Source organism: Photobacterium sp. 2_MG-2023, from assembly GCF_030547675.1.
GTDB lineage: Bacteria > Pseudomonadota > Gammaproteobacteria > Enterobacterales > Vibrionaceae > Photobacterium > Photobacterium arenosum.
Genome location: NZ_JAUOQQ010000058.1, coordinates 1 through 1,089, shown reverse-complemented (window position 1 = coordinate 1,089; position 1,089 = coordinate 1). Strand labels below are relative to the sequence as shown.

Genomic DNA, 1,089 nt, shown 5'->3' with positions numbered 1-1,089 from the left:
CCCGAATTCAACTTCGAAGTGCGACACTCTCCAATATCAAGTAGCCAAAGTCATTTCTTCAAATACAATGGCTGGCTGCTTGAAGCCTAAACACTTTCTTGGACGATAATTTATCCGCGATAAAGCGAATTCAATATCGCTGTCTGTTACCGTTGTTAGGTCGGTTCCTTTCTTCACATATTGCCTTAAAAGACCATTAGCATTCTCATTAGCTCCACGTTCCCAAGAGCTGTAAGGGTGAGCAAAGTACACATCAGCCTCCAACTCCTTTGCGATGGTTTCATGACCGGCAAATTCTCTCCCGTTATCTGCCGTGATGGTATGGACATGTTTCTTATAAGGCATCAGTAGTTCTATTGTGGCTTTGGTAACATCATCTGCTGACTTAGAGGGCACTTTCTTTACCACGTAAAATCGTGTTTTACGCTCTAAAATAGTCACCATAGCTCCAGAGCCGTGCTTGCCTAATACGGTGTCGATTTCCCAATCACCAAATCGCTCCTTACTGTCAACGATGCTTGGCCTATCATCGATCGAAACAGCATTCTTGATCGCTGGCGCTTTCTCTTTTTTACCGCGACGATACCGCTTGTGTCCTTGCCTCAAGTGGCGATATAACTTGCCACCCAAGCGCTTATCCTGCGCAACAAATCGGTAGATCCACTCATGGCTGACAGCGGCACCGATTTTCGTTAATACACTGGAAATCTGCTCTGGACTCCAATCCGCTTCTAAAAGGAGGCGGATAAAATCAACACGCTCCTGAGGTATTCGGTATTTACGCGCTGATGTACGTTTTTTGATTGCTAACGCCTGGGCTTCGTTTGGGCAATACTGACTGCCTTTGCGGCCGCGTTTAAGCTCCCGGTATACCGTAGAGCGATGGCACTGAACTGTTTTAGCTATTTCAGAAACCGAAATTCCCCGTTCCAAAAGAGCAGAAATCTGGTATCTTCTGCCCTCGGTCAACTGCTGATAATTCATGGTAGTACTGCTTGTTTCTTTGGCGAGAAGAGCGTACCACTTTTAGCAGTTGGCTTCCTCTTCTACACCTTCCCATGAATGTCGCACTTATTATCTGAAATCGGG

At 45.9% G+C, this 1,089-nt stretch carries 1 protein-coding gene; it reads right to left on the bottom strand.

What is annotated here, in order from left to right:
- Positions 1-36: 36 nt before the first annotated feature.
- Complete coding sequence (locus Q4491_RS21425) at positions 37-984, bottom strand: IS30 family transposase (protein WP_303460805.1); 948 nt, start codon at positions 982-984, stop codon at positions 37-39.
- Between the last annotated feature and the right edge of the window lie 105 nt (positions 985-1,089).